At 64.3% G+C, this 17,591-nt stretch carries 13 protein-coding genes and 1 pseudogene; 5 read left to right on the forward strand and 9 right to left on the reverse strand.

The features are described from left to right. Positions 1 to 428: 428 nt before the first annotated feature. The 5 genes from CIW48_RS29465 to CIW48_RS29485 all read right to left on the reverse strand — a co-directional run bounded on the left by CIW48_RS29465 (position 429) and on the right by CIW48_RS29485 (position 6,683). Positions 429 to 1,847 (reverse strand): FAD-binding oxidoreductase, encoded by a 1,419-nt coding sequence (locus CIW48_RS29465; RefSeq protein WP_149313963.1) that lies wholly within the window; start codon positions 1,845 to 1,847, stop codon positions 429 to 431. A 460-nt stretch (positions 1,848 to 2,307) separates the two neighbouring features. Beyond that, the gene (locus tag CIW48_RS29470) at positions 2,308 to 3,477 is read right to left on the reverse strand and encodes an ABC transporter substrate-binding protein (RefSeq protein WP_246695474.1); all 1,170 of its coding nucleotides are present in this window, start codon (positions 3,475 to 3,477) and stop codon (positions 2,308 to 2,310) included. Between the two features lie 22 nt (positions 3,478 to 3,499). Further along, a complete protein-coding gene (locus CIW48_RS29475) occupies positions 3,500 to 3,721 on the reverse strand; it encodes a hypothetical protein (RefSeq protein ID WP_149313965.1) in 222 nt (73 codons plus the stop codon). Between the two features lie 42 nt (positions 3,722 to 3,763). After that, a complete protein-coding gene (locus CIW48_RS29480) occupies positions 3,764 to 4,978 on the reverse strand; it encodes an ABC transporter substrate-binding protein (RefSeq protein WP_149313966.1) in 1,215 nt (404 codons plus the stop codon). A 364-nt stretch (positions 4,979 to 5,342) separates the two neighbouring features. After that, entirely contained in the window at positions 5,343 to 6,683 is a 1,341-nt protein-coding gene (locus tag CIW48_RS29485; RefSeq protein ID WP_149313967.1) for an MFS transporter, read from the reverse strand. A gap of 152 nt (positions 6,684 to 6,835) precedes the next feature. Here CIW48_RS29485 and CIW48_RS29490 point away from each other — a divergent pair, with 152 nt between their 5' ends. Genes CIW48_RS29490 through CIW48_RS29500 form a run of 3 tightly spaced genes read left to right on the forward strand, consistent with a single transcriptional unit; the run spans position 6,836 to position 10,579 of the window. Continuing rightward, complete coding sequence (locus CIW48_RS29490) at positions 6,836 to 8,173, forward strand: FAD-dependent oxidoreductase (protein ID WP_149313968.1); 1,338 nt, start codon at positions 6,836 to 6,838, stop codon at positions 8,171 to 8,173. A gap of 15 nt (positions 8,174 to 8,188) precedes the next feature. Continuing rightward, positions 8,189 to 9,862: a dihydroxy-acid dehydratase gene (gene ilvD / locus CIW48_RS29495; protein WP_197739397.1), complete on the forward strand. Its 1,674-nt coding sequence runs from the start codon at positions 8,189 to 8,191 to the stop codon at positions 9,860 to 9,862. 9 nt (positions 9,863 to 9,871) lie between these two features. After that, positions 9,872 to 10,579, forward strand: a complete 708-nt coding sequence (locus CIW48_RS29500) for a GntR family transcriptional regulator (RefSeq protein WP_149313969.1) — start codon at positions 9,872 to 9,874, stop codon at positions 10,577 to 10,579. A gap of 125 nt (positions 10,580 to 10,704) precedes the next feature. Here the strand turns inward: CIW48_RS29500 and CIW48_RS29505 are convergent, their stop codons facing one another. Beyond that, on the reverse strand, positions 10,705 to 11,076 hold the full coding sequence (locus CIW48_RS29505) for a dihydrofolate reductase family protein (protein WP_246695475.1): 372 nt from the start codon (positions 11,074 to 11,076) through the stop codon (positions 10,705 to 10,707). Between CIW48_RS29505 and CIW48_RS34330 the strand changes: the two are divergent. Beyond that, positions 11,075 to 11,194: pseudogene (locus CIW48_RS34330) on the forward strand (LysR family transcriptional regulator); the annotation flags it as partial. The gene CIW48_RS29505 and the pseudogene CIW48_RS34330 sit on opposite strands and share 2 nt — an antisense overlap. A gap of 283 nt (positions 11,195 to 11,477) precedes the next feature. Here CIW48_RS34330 and CIW48_RS29515 read toward each other — a convergent pair. Both CIW48_RS29515 and CIW48_RS29520 read right to left on the reverse strand, forming a co-directional pair. After that, positions 11,478 to 12,647: a hypothetical protein gene (locus CIW48_RS29515; protein ID WP_149313970.1), complete on the reverse strand. Its 1,170-nt coding sequence runs from the start codon at positions 12,645 to 12,647 to the stop codon at positions 11,478 to 11,480. A gap of 128 nt (positions 12,648 to 12,775) precedes the next feature. Then, the gene (locus CIW48_RS29520) at positions 12,776 to 14,005 is read right to left on the reverse strand and encodes a hypothetical protein (RefSeq protein ID WP_149313971.1); all 1,230 of its coding nucleotides are present in this window, start codon (positions 14,003 to 14,005) and stop codon (positions 12,776 to 12,778) included. Between the two features lie 555 nt (positions 14,006 to 14,560). Between CIW48_RS29520 and CIW48_RS33720 the strand changes: the two genes are divergently transcribed. Then, a complete protein-coding gene (locus tag CIW48_RS33720; protein ID WP_197739398.1) occupies positions 14,561 to 16,084 on the forward strand; it encodes a DEAD/DEAH box helicase family protein in 1,524 nt (507 codons plus the stop codon). Between the two features lie 336 nt (positions 16,085 to 16,420). Here CIW48_RS33720 and CIW48_RS29535 read toward each other — a convergent pair whose 3' ends face one another. Next, positions 16,421 to 17,227 (reverse strand): transposase, encoded by an 807-nt coding sequence (locus CIW48_RS29535; protein ID WP_348645147.1) that lies wholly within the window; start codon positions 17,225 to 17,227, stop codon positions 16,421 to 16,423. Positions 17,228 to 17,591 lie beyond the last annotated feature (364 nt).

Raw genomic sequence — 17,591 nt, forward strand, 5'->3', positions numbered from 1 at the left:
TCTGATCGCGCTCGGCACCGACAACGAACCGTCCCATGCCATCCTCCGGTCGTGCAGAGGAAAGCTACCACCTTCGGGGTTTTGACACAGCCAGGGTCGGAAGCGGGCTCGACGACGATGTCCGCTTTCCTGAATGTTTGCTCGGAAGCGGCCCGGAAGAAATCCACCCATCTGAGACGTTCAGTCAACCTATGCGCGGTGGCCGATGCTGGTCGAAAGCAGCGCGTCTGCTTTTGGCGACAAAAGCGGAAAAGCGGACACAAAACTTTCCCTCGCTGGGCTCGCCGTGTCGGGCACGCTTCGGCCGCTAGGCAGCTCGGATCGGTGCCTGACTGAAGTGGTCGATGAGGTCTATTTCCCGCGCGAGCCGGCTCACGACTGGTGTCGTGCACACTTACTGAACCGCCGGGGCGGCTTGGCTCTTCCGGTCAGATCATCGCCCCCGCATTCATCAATCCATGCGGATCAATTGCCTGCTTAAGAGCGCCGAGTAGGGCCAGTCGCGTCGGATCGCCATAGCGGGCCAACAAATCGCGCTTGAACCGGCCGATGCCGTACTCAGCGCTGAAGCTCCCGCCGAGGTCGATCGCCACCGCGTAGACCGCATGAGCAACGCCCTCATCAACTTCTCGCGTGAAGGCGATCCGGTCGCGGCCCTTCGGCACCATTAGATTGAAGTGGATGTTGCCGTCGCCGACATGCCCGTAGAATGACAGACGCGTGCCCGGCGCATGCGCCTCCACGACCCCGCTGGCCCGGATCAGGAAGGTGGAGACGGCCGATGTCGGTACGGCGATGTCGAGCTTGACCGATCCACCCGCGTGCTTCTCCGCCTCGGGGATGGTCTCTCGGATCGTCCACATCTCGCGCCGCTGCCGCTCTGACTGGGCGAGCACAGCATCCTCGACATGGCCAGCCTCGATCAGCGCTTCCAGAGTGCCCAAAAGGATGTCGTCGAGCGGGATGCGCTCCGAGGACGCGGAGAGTTCCAGCAGCACCGCGCCGCCGGGCCCGGACGCGAGCCCGAGTTCGGCGCCGCGCATGTCGGCGACGAGTTCCAACGATGAGGCCGAGATGAGCTCGAAGGTGGAAGCGAGGTCTGCTGTCTCCTGTCGGACCAGAGCGGCGATCTTCGGGATATGTGCGCCCGCCGTGAGTTGCACCCAAGCCGTGGCACGCCGTGTCTGCGCAGGCCAGAGCTTGAGCACCACCCCGGTCACGATGCCGAGCGTGCCCTCGGCGCCGACGAAAAGCTGCTTCAGGTCGTAGCCGATATTGTTCTTGCGCAACGTCCGCATGTCGGAGAACAGCGATCCGTCCGGCAGCACAACTTCCAGGCCGAGTATGAGGTCGCGAGTCATACCGTAACGAAGCACCTGCAGTCCCCCGGCATTGGTGCCGACATTGCCGCCGAGACGGCAACTGCCCTCGGCACCTAGGCTCAGGGGCAGCAGACAGCCGCGTGCCTCGGCAGCCGCCTGCGCGTCGGCGAGGATCGTGCCGGCGTCGCAGGCAAGAGCGAAGCCCGTCGCGTCGACGGATCGGATCCGACTCATCCGCTCGAGCGTCACGACGAGCTGTTCGCGGCCGGGTTCGGGCGTGGCACCGCCGACATAGCTGGTGTTGCCTCCTTGAGGCACGAGGCCGAAGCCGAGGCGCGCCGCAAGTCGGACGATCTCCAGGACTTCCTCGGTCGAGCGCGGGCGCAGAACGCCAGGCGTCTGCCCCTGCATCAACGCGCGCTGATCGTGGGTGTAGCGCGTCAAGCTGGCGGCATCGGTGATAAGACCACCCTCTCCGAGGAACTCGTGGAAGGCGGACAGATCGGGGGATGGCGAGGACAACATCCGGATTGGCGCGGCTCGTGGCAGGAGGTGAACAGGTTCGTAGTTGACGCCGTCACACCGGCGCTGCAGGGGCAGCTACTCTATCCGGGCGCCCCAACGCGGCAAGAGCAGCCCTACGGTCCGCCATCGATCCGCCCGATACGCTTTGACTGCCTCGGTAACGTGGACCAAGCCGAACGTCCGGCCCTGCGCGCACCGGCGATTCGGCGCAACCGAGGCTGGCCGATTTCAGCCCGTCTGCTTCAGAGTTCACCGCATGGGTAAGGGGACATTATCCGTGACTCAGGCCAATGTAGCGGGATGAGCGCTTATGGACTCTGCGCCTTGTCCATTCGATTGTTCGTTACGAAGCGCTAAGCAACATTTCCAGCAGCTGTCTCATCAACACCGTGACGTGGCCCATTCCCGGCACGTCGTCTCCCAAGGTCGTGACCGCCACCGTCACGCCGAAGCCGTCCCGTCAGCGCCAGAGCTCGCAGCGGCTCTCAGCCTTCGTGGCCGCAGCGGCTTCGGCCGGGATCGTCTCAATGACCTTGTAGTAATCCCAGGCGTACCTGGACTCGGCCGGCGTCTTGACCTGCATGAGGTACATGTCGTGGACCATGCGCCCATCCGCGCGGATGTATCCGTGCGCGAAAAAATCATCGACCGGCGTCTCTCGCATCCTGGCCATCACGGTCTCGCTGTCGCGGGTGCCAGCGGCCTTCACGGCGGAGAGATAATGCCACGTCGCGGAGTAGTCGGCCGCCTGGGGCAGCGTCGGCATCCGCGCGGTGCGCGCGAAGTAGCGCATGGCCCAGGCCCGGGTCCGGTCGTTGAGGTCCCAGTACCAGCCGTCCGTCATGTACATGCCCTTTGCCGCGTCGAGCCCCAGGGCGTGCACATCGCTGAGATACAGGTTCATCGCGACGACGCTCATCTGGCCGACCAGCCCGAACTCGCTGACCGCTTTGATTGAATTGACGGTATCGGCCCCGGCATTGGCCAAGCCAAGCACGTCCGGTGCGGCGGCCTGGGCTTGGAGAAGGTACGAGGAGTAATCCACGGTGCCGAGCGGGTGCTTGACAGAGCCCAGGACGTTGCCGCCGAGCGCCCGCACCACCTCCCGGGTATCCTTCTCGATCGAGGTGCCGAAGGCGAAATCCGCGGTGACGAAGTACCAGTTCCGGCCACCCCGCTTGGTGATCGCGAGGCCTGTCCCCTTCGACAGCGCGATGGTGTCGTAGGCGTATTGCACCGTGAAAGGCGAACAGTCTTCGTTCGTCAGGCGGGAGGTCGTGGAACCAATCGGCATAAACACCCGCTTGCGGTCACGCGCGAGCTTGTTGACGGCCAAGCCGACAGACGAGTTCGGCCCAGCGATGACCATGCTGACGTCGTCGCGGTCGAACCACTCCCTCACCTTGGCGGCACCGACATCGGCCTTGTTCTGATGGTCCGCCGAGACGAAGCGGATCTTCTGTCCGAGCACCTCTCCGCCGAAATCCTGGATTGCCATCTTGATGGCCTCGGCGCCTCCCGGCCCGTCGGCGTCGGCGAAGACACCCGACATGTCGGTGATCAGGCCGATGGTGACCGGAGCCTCGGCTGCGCAGTGAAGTGGCCACAAGCCAGGGACGGCGAACGCCACCAGAACGGATCTTCTTAGTATCTCACTCCAAGTCTTCATCGCTGTCTTCCTGACGTAAAGGTGCGTCGACGCTTGTGTGCGAAGGTTCCTCGGCCAAGAACGTGCGCCGGCGTCGAGGTGTCACCACCGCGCAGGTCTCGCCATCTTTGGCCGATCCGAAGCGTGCCGGGAAATTGTCCCACGGCAGGAACCTTCCTCCGCTGTCATCCGAGGCATCGAACAGTCCGGACGGCGCTGCGGCCATATCTGGCCTGCCCTAGACGCACCGGCGGATCACGGTGGGAGATCAATCTGCTCTCTGGCCGACGATGGGACACTGGCCGGCTTCCATCGACCTGAAGGCCTTGTCCGCCTTCACGGTGGCCAAGGTTTTGTAGAGATCGTACGGCCCGTTGGACTCGCCAGGAGCCTTCACCTCGAACAGGTACATGTCGTGGATGACGCGACCGTCCTTGCGCACGCTGCCCTGGCCGAACACCGGATCGCTGGTCGGGATGTCCTTCATCGCGGCGACGACCGCGGCGCCGTCCTTGGAGGACTTCGTCCTCTCGACGGCTTTTAGGTAATGCAGGACCGAGGCATAGACGCCGGCGTGCACCATGTTCGGGTAGCGGCCGCCGAAGCCGCTCGCGAAGCGTTTAGCGAAGTCGCGCGTGCCGTCGTTCAGGTCCCAGTAGAAGGCCTCCGAAAGCAGCAACTTCTGCGCCGCTAGCAGGCCGAGCGCCTTGATGTCGTTGAGCACCATCAGCATCGCGACGAGCTTCTGGCCGCGCTCGGTGATGCCGAACTCGCCCGCCTGCTTGACCGCGTTGACGGTGTCGACGCCCGCGCTGCCCAGGCCGATCACCTTCGCCCGCGACGCCTCGGCCTGCAGCAGGAACGAGGACAGGTCGGAAGTCCCGAGCGGGTGGCGCACGGTGCCGACGACGCGCCCGCCGGCCTGCTTGATCGCCTCCGTCGCATCGCGCTCCAGGGCATGCCCGAACGCATAGTCGACGGTCATGAAGAACCACGTGTCCCCGCCGGACTTCGTCACGGCGTTGCCGACCGTGTTGGCCTGGGCCCAGGTGTCGTAGGTCCAATGCACGGTGTTGGTCGTGCAGTTCTTGCCGGTCAGATCGGACGTGCCGGCGCCCGAGACGACGAGCGCCCTGTTCTTCTGCGCGACCAAGCCGCTGACCGCGAGGGCGACGGCCGAATTCGGGACGTCGAAGATCGCGTCGACCCCGTCCGCGTCGATCCATTGCCGCGCGATGTTGGCGCCCACATCGGCCTTGTTCTGATGGTCGGCGGACAGCACCTCGACCGGCATGCCGGCGACCGTCCCGCCGAAATCGGCAACGGCCATCCGTGCCGCGAGGACTGAGCCGGGCCCCGCGAAATCGGCCTGGGGTCCGGACATGTCCGAGAGGACACCGATCCTCAAGACTTCGGCAGAGGCCGTACCCGTACCGATGGTGAAGGCGGCGAGACACGCCGCACGGATCGCAAGGCTTCGCATCGATGTCTCCTCCGGCTTCATCGTTTTTGTTGTCATCGGTCATTTGTCGGGGCGGATCGCACTTGCTGTATCGCGCCGGGGTTAGTCTCCCGGTCTGACGTGCCACGCCTTCAGGTCACTACGACCTCGGCAATCGAGTCTCCCGCAAGTCGCCACGCGGGATCGGTGGCCGTCGACGTGAGCCCGAGACGCGCGCATCGCTCCGGAGCCTGTGCTTCCGCCCCATCTGCCGGATGGCGTGCGGGTTCGTGGCCGAGCCTCAGGCTTCGGTGTCCGCGCGGCGCTCGTGACGGGACTAGGGCCTGCCTCACGTCGCCTCGCAGTTCGCGGCGGGCCCCGCATCCGAGGCCCGCCTCCATGTCGATCAGCCGACCTTGATGACTGCCGGATTGCCGGCAGGCTGACTTTCCTCGTTCTCGCGCGTCTTGATGAAGCTGGCCGCGACCACGCCCACCAGCACGCACGCGCCGATGAAGAGCCAACCGTTCGAGTAGTCCTTCCCTGTCGAGGTGACGACCACTAGGCTCGCGAAGATCTTGGCGCTGAAGGCGGCGACCGTGTAGCCGGCCCCGTTCACGAAACCCATTGCCTTGCCGTAGACCTCCGGCGAGAAGATCTCGGCGGGCACGGTCAGGAACGGGCCCCAGGCCATGTTGCCGAAGAAGCCCATGCCGCACAGGCAAATGGCCAGCATCGTCGGGTCCGCTTCGTTGAGACGTGCGAGCAGGAAGACGAAAGGCGCCAGGCCGACGAAGCAGGCCAGGATCATGATGCGCCGATTGCCGCGGAAAACCTTGTCCGAGAGATAGGACGAGGTGAAGCTACCGATGGCGCCCGCAGCGAAGTATAGACCGCTCCACAGGCCCATTTCCTGAAGTTTGAAATGAAATACATCGGATAGGTATAATGGGATCCAGGTCAGAGCTCCGTAGAGCGTAATTTGCATGACGATATCGACGACGACAACCGCGATGTAGCTCCGACTCTTAAACAGATCGACAAATCGAATGCCACCGGATGCGCGTGCTTTTGCTTCCACGTCCTGATAGTGGCCGACGCGAATTTCACCACGTTCGATCTCGTCGCGGTAGGCATATTCCAGGTCTTTGGGAGTCGCGCCCTTGAACTGCTCAGGCCGGTCGAAAATCATCAACATGATCATCAGCAAAGGCACCACGCCGAACGCTGCGGTCACGTAGAAGACGATGCGCCAGTCGCCAGCAGCATGCGCGAACTGGGTCGCGAACACGCTCGCCCATGCCGGGGTCAGGATCCAGGCCCACGACAGGAGCGCTTGCGCTCGCGCCCGCCCTTCCTTGTTGAACCAACGCATGAGGATGCGCGCAGACGGTACGTATTCCGTTCCGACCAACGCTCCGAACAGCGCCATTCGGAAGAAATATTCGTCCCGAGTTTGAATGTGTGCCATCCATGCCGTCATAATTGACCACGCGATGACCGAGAATATCAAGATGCGCTTTGCTCCGAAACGGTCGGTTAGGATACCCGATACGTACTGCGACGGACCATAGAAAAGCAGCATCAGGAACGCGCCTGTTCCGAGATCAGCCGTTGAGAGACCAACATCGTGCGCAATCACGGGATTTAGTACATTCGTTTTCACACGATCAAGATACTGGATGCTGTAGGCGACGAATAACGTCACCGCGATCACCCAGCGGTATGGGATTGCTCCAAACCGCATTTTTTCCTCCCTCACATACTTCTAGCATGTCAGCAGCATACGAGTAGGCAAGAAAATTCCGCACGTCAATCTCTTGCATGCGACTAACATACTAGTAAGATACGAGAGCACAGAAGGAGCCGCTCGGTCGGCCGACCAAAGGGAGGAAGCGCATGGTAGAAGCGCGAACGCTTGATCGCAGGCCCGTCGAGGAACTCGCGACCGACGTCCTGGTCTGCGGTGGCGGGGCAGCCGGCCTCTCGGCCGCTCATACGGCGGCCCGCCAGGGCCTGAGCGTCATCCTCTTGGAACGCTACGGCTTCTGCGGCGGAGGGGCGGTCGCCGGTCTGTCAGGAACGGTCTGCGGCCTGTACGAGGCCACGCGGCGCAACGCCGAGCCGGACATCGTCGTGCACGGCTTCGCGAGCACGTTCGTCGCCGCCATGGAGGAACGCGGCGGCCTGACGCCTCCGCTCGTCTACGGCCTGACCCGGACCCGGGTGCACGATCCGTTGGTCTGGCGAGAGGTCGCCGACGACCTGCTCGTCGATGCCGGCGTGACGGTGATCCACCACTGCACGGTCACCGAGGTGCTCCTCGAGGGAGACCGCGTCGCGGGCGTCCAAGCTTACACGAAGCAGGGCAAGATCCGCGTCCGCGCCGGCGTGACCGTCGACGCCACGGGCGACGCCGACGTCACGGCGATGGCCGGCCTATCGACCTTCATGGGGCACGACGGCCAGGTCCAAAACCCGACCATGATCTTCCGCATCCAGGGCGTCGACGTCGAGCGCTTCCGCGAGACCTACGGCAACGACACGATCATGCCGATGGCGGTCTCGGAGGCGATCCGGGCTGCCGACCCGAGCGGGAGTATCCTGCCGCGCACCAAGATCTGGCTCTTCCCGACGACGCATCCGGGCGAGCTGCTCTGCAACTGCACCCGGGTCACCGGCGGTGACGGTCGCGAGCTCAACGCCACCTACCATCGCGATTTCACCGAGGCCGAGATCCGCGGACGACGGCAGGCCCGGGCCTACGCGGCGTTCTTCCGGGCAAACCTCGCGGGCTGCGAGCAGAGCTGGATGGAGGATACCGGCGTGCAGGTCGGCGTCCGGCAGACCCGCCAAGTCCGTGGCCGCGAGACCTTGCTCAACACCGACATCCTGTCGGGCCGCAAGCGCGGCGACGGCATCGCCCGCTCGCCCTGGCCCATCGAGCTTCACAGCGGCGAGCGTCCGCGGGTCGAGTGGTTGATCGACGATTTCTACGAGGTCCCCTACGGCTGCTTCGTACCGGAGCGCGGACTGTCGCTGCTCGCTGCCGGGCGATGCCTGTCGGCCGAGCATGAGGCCGTCGCTTCGGCCCGGGTCACTGCCCAATGCTTCGCCTACGGGCACGCCATCGGCCACGCCGCGGGCCTCGCGGTCCGCGAGCGCGTGCAGCCGGGGGACATCGATGGATCAACCATCCGCGTGCTGCTGAACCGCGACGGCGCTCAGCTCGATTGAAAGGACACTTCCGCAATGACCAGACAGTATCGTAGCTACTTCGAGCCGGGCACCACGCGGTGGGCGGTCCGGCGCGCCCAATGGATCGCGATGGGGATCTCGGAGGCGGACTTCGACAAGCCGAAGATCGCGGTCGTCAACTCATCCAGCCGCCTGTCCGTCTGCTACCAGCACCTCGATCAAGTATCGGAGGTCGTCCAGGAGGCGATCCGCGCGGCCGGCGGCCTGCCCTTCGAGATCAGGACCGTCGCCCCCTCCGACTTCGTCACCTCGGCGGGCAAGGGCGGCCGCTACCTGATGCCCACGCGCGATCTTCTGGTGAACGATGTCGAGGTTCAGGTCGAGGGTGCCGTCCTCGACGGCATGATCCTGCTCGCGTCCTGCGACAAGACCACCCCGGCACAGCTCATGGCGGCCGGACGCCTGAATCTTCCGAGCCTGGTGCTGGCCTGCGGTTACCAACTCGGCCGCGAGTGCGGCGGCCACCATGTCGACATCGAGGAGGTCTACAACTCCGTCGGCGCGCTGAAAGCGGGGAAAATCTCGCTCGGCGACCTGACCGAGATGACCTGCCAGGCGATCAAGGGCCCCGGGGTCTGCGCCGGACTGGCGACGGCGAACTCGATGCATTGCATGGCCGAGGCGCTCGGCATGGCGCTCCCAGGCAATGCGCCGATCCGGGCGGGCGGCGACCGTCTCTACGACTTCGCGCGGCAGGCCGGCCGCCGCATCGTCGAACTCACGGAGGAAGGGGTCACCGCGCGCCAGATCCTCACGCCGGCCGCCTTCCGCAACGCCGTCACCGTCGCCTGCGCGATCGGCACGTCCGTGAACGTCATGCGCCACCTGATCGCGGTCGCGGTGGAGAGCGAGTGCGATGTCGATATCATCGCCGAGTTCGAGCGCGCGGCCGACCGGGTCGTCCAGGTGACGCGTATCCGGCCGAACGGACCGGACCGGATCGAGACCTTCGACCAGGCCGGCGGCGTGTCGGGGGCCATGCGCCAGATCTCCGGCGAACTCGACCTGTCCGTCCTCACGGTCAGCGGGCAGACGCTCGGCCAGAACCTCGATGCCCGTCCCGACCCGGACCCGGCCGTGATCCGGCCCTTGGCGGACCCGTTCCGGAACGAGCCCGGCCTCATCATCATCCGCGGGAACCTCGCCCCGGACGGAGCGGTCGTGAAGCTGTCGGCCGTGCCTGCCGCGATACGGCGCTTCGAGGGAACCGCCTCCGTCTTCGAGGACGAGAACCAGGCCATCGAGGGATTGCGAACGGGTGCCGTCAAGCCGGGGGATGTCGTCGTCCTGCGCATGCTCGGCCCGAAAGGCGGACCCGGCACAGTCTTCGCGGCGAGCTTCATGGCCGCCCTGGTCGGGGCCGGCCTCGGGGAGAGCGTCGCGGTCATCACCGACGGCGAGCTCTCCGGCCTCAACAGCGGCATCACAATCGGCCAGGTCATGCCGGAGGCGGCAGAGGGCGGTCCGTTAGCGGTCGTAGAGTCGGGCGACCGCATCCTCATCGACCTGAATGAGCGCCGTCTCACGCTGGCCATCGACGACGACGAGTTGTCCGCGCGGATCGGCGCGCTCGTGCCGCGGGCCCCGACCACCGAGAAGGGATGGCTCGCCCTTTACCAGCAACTCGTCCAGCCGCTATCGAAGGGTGCGGTCTTGGGAGTTCGATAAGGTAGACCCTTGAACCTCGAAGCAATCACCTCGTCGGCGACCGGCCAGCCGGAGAAGCGCGGCACTGGGCTTCCCGGCGAGGCGGACTCGCAGGTCCGCCAAGCCTACCTCGCCCTTGAGGAACGGATCGCGACGCTCGCGCTCGCGCCCGGCCAGGTGCTCTCGGAGACGTCGCTCGCGGCGATGCTGGGCCTCGGCCGGACGCCCGTGCGCGAGGCCCTCCAGCAACTCGCCCGGGAGGGCCTCGTCGCGGTTCACCCGAAGCGGGGGGTGGTCATCACCGAGATCGACGTGAAGCGTCAGCTCAAAATGCTGGAGCTGCGCCGGTACCTGGAACGCTACGTCGTCGAGGCCGCGGCGACACACGCCACGGCGGCGGAGCGCCGGCGGTTCTGCGAGATCGCCGACCTGATGGACGACGCGGGCGCGCGCGGGAATGGCGAGGCCTTCCTGGCGCTCGACCGCGAGTTCAACCTCCTGCTGCTCACGAGCGCGGGCAACGAGTTCGCGACGAACGCAATGAAGCTGATCCAAGGCTTGGCGCGCCGTTTCTGGTACGCCTACGGCGACAACGCCAATCTTGGCGAGACGACGCGTCTCCATGCAGGAATCGCCCGAGGTGTCGCCGCGCAAGAACGAGAAACGGCGGCAAATTATCTGAACAGCCTGATCGACAACGTCGAAGAATTCACTCGATCAACGCTAAACATTAGGTAGATAAGTTCGTCCATTTGCCATGACAATGTTCGAAATATTCACCATCATGGCAGCTTAAGCTACTTGATACTACCTGCTGTCAATACATTCCGTCGGTCGGGGGGCTTCTCCAAGCTGTAACGTAGTCAGACCATGCCGCCCTCCATGGTCTCGGTGTGGACGTGGCGGAGCGCTTGGCCTGCACCCGGGCGCTCGTCGGCTTCCTCCTGGTAATCGAAGATGCTCTGCACGCCGGCGAGACCGTCGACGGTTGGGTGAATAAGGACGCCAATCTCGTCGATAAGGCCGGCCTTGAGGAACGCGCCGTTGATGGCCGCGCCCCCTTCCAGCAGGAGGCTCTCGATGTCGAATGTCCCGCCGAGCGCATCCATGGCGTTAGCGAGGTCGCGGCCATCCGGGCCGGCGAACACGTAGGACAGGCCGTCCTCGCGCAACTCCGCCAGGTAGCTGTCAGACACCGCTTCCGACAGCACCGCGACGGCGTGGTCGCCGTGCATGCAAGTGCTGGCCGACTGGTGCGAGCCGTTCCCGGGCTATCACCTCTACTACCCAGGCCGACGCCAACCCACGCCGGCGTTCGCCCTAGTGGTCGAGGCGCTCCGTCACCGCGCATGAGTTCGGGATCAGGCCCGTCCTCCGGCTGCGCTGGCAACCATGACCTGCCGTCTGAATGGGCCTCTGTCTCGAAGCAAGGCCATCGCCTCGTCGGCGGCCCGCCAGAGCGTCCGCTTCGGAGAAAACGCCAGAGGCAGCTGAATGACTGGGATGGGCGCAAAGCTGAATGTCGGCTTTCGGATGACAACCCATTGATGGTTTGCCATCCGTTGCGGTCCCGCAAGCAGGTGCCAAGCTTCAGGTTTCTACTACGAGGGTCTCATGACCGATGAAATGCCTCACGTCAGGAGAGGCTAAAGACCTGGCGCCGCTGATACAGCATGACCACCGGCGACCAGCTTTCCGCTCCATGAAGATGCGCGACGATATCGCGAGCGAGACGCTCAGCACGCACACGCAGGTGCTCCCGCAGCAGTTCCTCATCCGTGCAGTCGAATGACATGCCGGATCGGCTCAGCGTCAGGTGCGCCCAATCGCGAAGACGGTCGTCGCTGATCCACATTTCCGGCAAGGTAATCGGCTTTCCATCATCGCCGCGAAACGCCCTATCACGCATGCAGCCTACGAGTGTCAGGGTCAGTTGGCGCTCGATCTCCGTGCGGAAGCAATGCTGCTCGCGCAGGAACGCCACATGGGCCTCGTGACTGGGCGCCCAACACGGACCGCCGTACGGATCCAACTCCTGGTCGTACCGCTTCAGATCGTACAGGTCCTTCCTCGAAAGTTCATCCTCGAGATGGTCGTGAACGTCGAGAACGACGCACTCGAGGGCGAGATACGAGGCAAGCTTACCGTCCAGGGTTCGGCAGAGCTCCCGAAACACTGCGCGCGTGCACGCGACATACGCCGGAATGGCACCCGTCTCTCGCGGAGCTTCGAGCTGCGCACCGTCCGTCAGGGTCGAGAGCAGCGCACGGGCAGATTGCTCCGCGGCGGGTGCAGGCCAGTAGTGACTTTTTGCAAGGAGCAGGACCAGCGGATGATAGAGCTCCTCATCGAAGCTGTACTCGCCGTCCTGGATAACTCCCACCGTGCACCACTCGCAGCCGGGAGCGCTCGTCACGAAGGTGCCTCTCAATTTCGAGTACCGCCTTGCGAGTGCCTCGATGACGGGGGAAGGTGCGTCTCCCGCCAGGAAGGCGCAGTCGTAGGTCGTGTCGTCGAGCAATCTGCCCCGGAATGAGTGGGTGTTTCCTCGCGTCCCCCAGTTTGCGGTCGACCAGTCCCACCAATCTCCATGCCCAGTCGCGGCGCGGGCGATCGCGCATGCCTCGTCGGAACAACCCTGAGAAATCGCCGCGATCTCGGGCGGGATGGGTACGAGCGCCTCGAGGTCGAAGCTCGGCGGATTTTCGGGCTCATCGCTGAGGACGCGGATACATTCGCGCCGAAAACGGGCGATCTCCTCAGCAGGTCCGGTGATCGTAAGGCGGCAAGTATATGCGTCTGACATGAGTAATATTCCTCTTTGCCCGCAATGAATACGCGACACAGGATCGCAGATCGAATCCGAATTAAATTATTGCTCTCTACGCGAAGATGAAACGGAAGTTGCGATCGGTGCGGCTAATAGGATGCCGTCTATGGATTGACAGTCAGCGAAAATAATGACGCACAATCGGTGGATGCACGCAGGTGATCGAGTATGTCGTTGCGGAGGCCGTCAGCGTAGCTCAAGAAGCTCGCCTGCAGTGTCTCTTCGCATTGGCTGTCGAGCGTCACTCCAGAACGGCACGTCGCCGCAGAAGCCCAATCGCTCAACTCGTTCACCAAGAATGAATCGAGGATTTCCTCTTCGATCAATCTATGGTGTTCCTCACTTGTCGCGTCATCATGATCGTACATCCCATCACTGCGCACGCTCATCGCCAAGATGGTCATTAGCTTCCGGTCGACAGGCGTTCGAGTACGATCGCAGGCGGTGAGGAACCGAACGTCGGCCTCGGTTTGCCCTGAGTATCTTGCCGCGTCAGCGGCAGTCTTAACGGGCTGATCATCGGCGATGTCACAGAGGTCAAACACGGTCCTCTCGAATGCAAGCCGTCGCGGAAGATCACTGCCGAAGAAACGGCCGAACTGCTCAATCGCGAGTTCACGACGGTTCCACAGAGTATCAGACGTGCTGACACTCGACGCGGGTGAGTGAGACGAGAGTGTCGCGCCGAACAGCTCGGGATCATCGACGATGGAGATCAAGGCTTTGGCCGACGCCACACCGACGGCATCCAAAGCATGACCAGCATCGACGAAGAACCCGAAGCGCTGATCGTAACCGCCGATCGCGCTGAGATACCGGCCTTCTCGGAAGACGGCGATCAGCGACCAGTCATTACTCGCATCGTGCGCTATCACAGTGCCGCGGAGTCGAGGGTAACGCGCTGCGAGGGTGCTCAAGGCAGGCTCAAGACAGGACCAAGCGGTGTCGAATTGGCAGTCGTAGATCGTTTCGCTGATCACCCCGCCGAAGAAAGCGCACGTGTTCCATTTCGTGCCCCAATTCACCGCGCGCCAGTAGAACCAATCCGGCAAACCTGCCGCGGCAGAGGCGGTCTTGCGCATCGCGGCATCGCCGCGGCCGCAGGTCGCCAGGATCTGTGACGGCATCGGCACGAGCGCATCGAGATCAAGGCTCGGCAGCTCGTTGGGCTGGTCATCCCGGATGCGGATGCATTCGCCCACGAAACGAGCAATCTCGTTTGGGAGACCAGTCACGGTGAGGCGGTTAAAGGCGTAGTTGGGCACGAGCAACGTCTCTTGGGTTTGTGAATGAACCGACCCTACAAAGCCGCCGACCGCGAAGTCGAAATTCATCTGACGCCCCTGATCACCGGTAGCGCGGCGGGTCCGCCGATGCCTCGCGCGCTCAGCTCTGCAAGGAGGCTTTACGGGTGTGCCGGGGCTCCCCGGGATCGATGCAGCCAAACCCGTCCGTTGCGTGCTTAGGCGCGCCGGTGGCGCGCTGGATTGGGATCAAGCTCGCCGACGAGGAAAGGGCAGCTGCCAAACAGGACGAGTCCTGGGGAGATCAAATCGCCGAAATCTGATCGCTTCAGTGATGTCACGAGCGCAGACCGATCGGGGCGGCAGCCCCGAGCGAAGCGGAGCGAAGTGACATGAGATCGTGCTGCGGCGCTGCTCGCGCCGCCGCGGGATCGATCTCCACCTTCTGCAGAGATTGAGGACAGGGCGGGACGTGCCGTCCCGCCACTGTGCGTGCTCGTCTTTGCAGGCACGGGCGTTCGCCCGCCCCCGAAAGAACGGCACGCGCTTAGGAAGGAGCACGTGCCGTGTCAATATATATCTAGATTTGATTGTTGCTTAGCAGGCGAGGCATGTAATTCCGTCCACCAACAGCTCTCTTTAGACATGCGCCGGACGGAATTATTTCAGCCTGACAATCGCGCGATCCGAGACGAACTCACTTGCGTCGTACTCGCGGGGCCGCCTGGCAGCGGCAAATCGACGGCGCTGATCCTGGAAGCGATTGACGCTCCGGGGATCTACATCATCGCTGCGCCACGTATCGACCTCGTCGAGGAACACCACGCACGTTTGCGCGCGCTCATCGATGACATGGACACGGGTTCGCGGCCGACCATCCTGATGATCCACTCCCAACAAGCGGTACGGGAGTCTGTCGATCGCCGGCTGCGAGAGGCACTTTACGAGCCCGTCTCCACACACCTCATCATCGTCACCACGCACACTGCCCTCATGGGCTTGGGAGAGGGGGATCTCGTCGGCTGTCATGTGCGGATCGACGAGCTACCCGAGACGGCAATCGTCGCCGACGAGATCGGCCTCGGTGCATCATGGCCAATGATGGCCGCTCTGTACGATCTCATCCCGAGCCGCGAGCCAGGATGGTTCCGGTTGTCCTTGCGCGCCGATGCGAAGTCGATCGGCCTGCGTCAGATCCTCGGAGACGTCGGATGCTCGCTCGTCGAGGTGCATCGCATCGCCGCCTCGCGGGGACGGATCGTCGAGGTCGATCTCGCGAACTGGGAGGATGCCAGCGTCTCTGATCGTCGCGTTCGGTGGCGTTCGATCTGGCCTTTGGGTTCGCTTCGCGGTTGCCGCAGCTTGAAACTCGCGGCCGCCGGGTACTCCGGCAGCCTCGTTGATTATGCCACGCGGCGCGCCGGTGGCGTACGCGTGGAGACGCTGCAGGCAGGAGCACCTCGCACCGGTCAACCGCAGATCCGGATCCATTTCTACACGCGGCATGCGGGTTCGACGGTGTGGTGGGCGGGGGATGGGCGTACCTGCCTCGCGGCGATCTCAAAGCACCTGGAGAAGGCGGGGTTCGAAGGGTACTGGAGCTCGAACAGCAGCACCCGACCCTACTTCGTCGGGCGCCTCGACGGCCCAGAGTGCAGCCCGCGCCTGTCGGGTACGAATTCGCTGCGTCACCATGAGAGCTGCGCGATCATCTATTCGGCCAAGGCTACCCGCGCCGACGCCGCAATCATCGAAGCGCTTGGGCTCGATCGTGACGTCGTCCGAGCGGCCCGTGAGGACGAGGATCTCCTGCAGTTCGTAACGCGCGGCGCGATCCGCGATCCGGCATATGCTGGGGGCTATGACGTCCACGTATATGATTGCGAGCAGGCAGGGCGGCTACGTAATATATTGATCGCCAACGGTTACGACGACGTGACTATAGAGACAGTCGACGAGCCTGGGCTCATGGCTGTCGTGCGCCAACGTCACGGTAGTGAGGCGGACGCCGGCATCGTTGATCCTGGAACCGCTGCCGATCGCCGTCAACGCGATAGAGCACGGGAAGCCGAGCGTGGGCGCCGGCGGCGCGATGAGGAAAAGAACGCACGAATTGCGGCTGGAACTTATCGCCCGCGTGGCAGACCACGGCGCTCGAACGCCGTCTAAGCTCGACTTTGGCCATTTGCGGCGCGTCGAGTGGGTGGAGGTGACGAAGCGGGCGTGAGGAATAGGCTGGTGGCGTCCCCGCCAAGAGACACCACCATGCTGCCCCTGCCTGCCCGCTTCCTCGGCCGCGAGGATCGCAGTGAGCGTCGGCAGCCGCGCGCCTTTGGTCCGCGGGCGCCCGATCGTACCAGGCGGGCGCGGCGGGGCGGGATCGTAGAGTGCTGCGTCGAGCCGCAGGCGAGTGATCGCCGTGATGCGAGCGCGGCGCATCGCGTCGAGGAACAGCAAGGCCGAGAAGCCGTTGTCGCCCGCCACCGCGAGGTCGCGCCTCGGCAGTCAGCGTCCGGCCTGGAGGGCGAGTTGGCCGCCGACGTTGAGCAATGGCTTGTGCCGGCGGCCCCGCTCACGACAGGCGCGCTCTGACGGCACCAGCGCGGTCAGGAGCGGCAACGCCCAGACGCGCCCCGCCCAGGGCACCGTGGCGAGCACCATCAGGCTCATCCAGCGCAGCCCGCTCGCCTTGACGAAGTGGCTGTCGGAAGAGCGAGCCGGATCACGATAGATACCCCTGGCGGCGATCCGCTTGCCGCGGCGGCGCTCGATCGTATCGTCCAGTCCCAGGACCACGGGGCCGCGTTGCGCAAACGCATCGACGAGGAGCCCGAACAGGATACGGCTGCCGGAGCGCGGGCACCATGCCGCCCGGTTGAGGATGCGGTGGACGTTCACAAATCGCCGCTCCTGCGCGCGGCCCATGATGCGCAGGATGCTTGTCACGATGCGCTGCCCCGGCGTGAGGATCGCGCCGACCAGAAGGTTCTGAGCGTGTCGCCACGAGCGGTGGACGAACAGCGGTGCGAACGCCAGGATAAGTCCGGCGACACGCGCTGGCACGCGGTCGTGGTACCCGGCTGGTACGGGGCAGGCGAGCGCACGATCGAGATCGCCTCGGACACCGCGGTGTGGCGGCACGGTGGCTTGCCCGTCGTACCGATCCGTTGGGTCCTCATCCGCGATCCCGAGGCGCGCTTCCCGCCCCAGGCCCTGCTCCGCACCGAACCGATGCGCGAGCCCGCGCAGATCGTGGGGTGGTTCGTGCGTCGCTGGACCGTTGAGGTCACCTTCCAGGAAGCGCGCGCCCATCTTGGGGTCGAGACGCAGCGGCAGTGGTCCGACACGGCGATCGCCCGCACCACGCCCTGCCTGCTCTCTCTGTTCTCGATCGTCACACTGCTGGCCGCACGCCTCTCGGCTCGCCAACGGCGACGCGTCGCGGCGGCCGCGTGGTACCCCAAACCGCGCCCGACCTTCGCCGACGCTCTGGCCGCCGTGCGCTGTGCGATCTAGCGCGAGCGGATTTTGGCAACATCATCGCTCCGACGCGCCCGAACAAAACACCGCTTCCGTTTGCCGGCGCCCTGGGCTTATGCGCTCTGCCACGCCGCATGAATGGCCAAAGTCGAGCTTAGAGCCTCTCACAGAACTCTCGCGGCACCGTCGTGGCCGA

The sequence above is a fragment of the Methylobacterium sp. P1-11 genome, assembly GCF_008329595.1.
Lineage (GTDB): Bacteria > Pseudomonadota > Alphaproteobacteria > Rhizobiales > Beijerinckiaceae > Methylobacterium.

What these genes read in the sequence shown, in the direction of transcription:
- CIW48_RS29465 (WP_149313963.1), bottom strand. Translation starts at nt 1,847, where the DNA reads ATGTTGTCCTCGCCATCCCCCGATCTGTCCGCCTTCCACGAGTTCCTC.
- CIW48_RS29475 (WP_149313965.1), bottom strand. Translation starts at nt 3,721, where the DNA reads ATGGCCGCAGCGCCGTCCGGACTGTTCGATGCCTCGGATGACAGCGGA.
- CIW48_RS29480 (WP_149313966.1), bottom strand. Translation starts at nt 4,978, where the DNA reads ATGCGAAGCCTTGCGATCCGTGCGGCGTGTCTCGCCGCCTTCACCATC.
- CIW48_RS29485 (WP_149313967.1), bottom strand. Translation starts at nt 6,683, where the DNA reads ATGCGGTTTGGAGCAATCCCATACCGCTGGGTGATCGCGGTGACGTTA.
- CIW48_RS29490 (WP_149313968.1), top strand. Translation starts at nt 6,836, where the DNA reads ATGGTAGAAGCGCGAACGCTTGATCGCAGGCCCGTCGAGGAACTCGCG.
- ilvD (WP_197739397.1), top strand. Translation starts at nt 8,189, where the DNA reads ATGACCAGACAGTATCGTAGCTACTTCGAGCCGGGCACCACGCGGTGG.
- CIW48_RS29505 (WP_246695475.1), bottom strand. Translation starts at nt 11,076, where the DNA reads ATGCACGGCGACCACGCCGTCGCGGTGCTGTCGGAAGCGGTGTCTGAC.
- CIW48_RS29515 (WP_149313970.1), bottom strand. Translation starts at nt 12,647, where the DNA reads ATGTCAGACGCATATACTTGCCGCCTTACGATCACCGGACCTGCTGAG.
- CIW48_RS29520 (WP_149313971.1), bottom strand. Translation starts at nt 14,005, where the DNA reads ATGAATTTCGACTTCGCGGTCGGCGGCTTTGTAGGGTCGGTTCATTCA.
- CIW48_RS33720 (WP_197739398.1), top strand. Translation starts at nt 14,561, where the DNA reads ATGCGCCGGACGGAATTATTTCAGCCTGACAATCGCGCGATCCGAGAC.
- CIW48_RS29535 (WP_348645147.1), bottom strand. Translation starts at nt 17,227, where the DNA reads ATGGGCGCGCGCTTCCTGGAAGGTGACCTCAACGGTCCAGCGACGCAC.